Source organism: Paraburkholderia sp. SIMBA_054, assembly GCF_046534875.1.
GTDB lineage: Bacteria > Pseudomonadota > Gammaproteobacteria > Burkholderiales > Burkholderiaceae > Paraburkholderia > Paraburkholderia hospita.
In genome coordinates, this window is sequence record NZ_JAWRXV010000815.1 from 1 (window position 1) to 271 (window position 271).

The 271-nt window shown below is 39.5% G+C and carries 1 protein-coding gene; it reads right to left on the reverse strand.

Features of this window, described 5'->3' with window-relative positions; genetic code table 11:
• The coding region (locus SB822_RS57370; protein WP_410859146.1) for a hypothetical protein at positions 1 to 271 on the reverse strand (271 nt) is incomplete at both ends.

The window sequence follows — 271 nt, forward strand, 5'->3', positions numbered from 1 at the left end:
CGCGCCCTCAGCAGATCTTCCATTGCGGATGCAATTCTTCCCTCCTTTACCGCTTGCGCGACATGAGAATCAAACCACTTAACAAAGCCATCTTCGAGATTGTTTCTTATATCAACTATACTTTTTGAACGATAGCTTTGATAAAGAACATCTAGCGGCAGATTATCTGATGGAGAAGATCTTTCTGCCATTGAAAACAATTCGTTATAGCTTAACTCTTCCAACCTTCTTCGGCGATATCGATTATAGATTTCTTCATCGTATTTTTTGT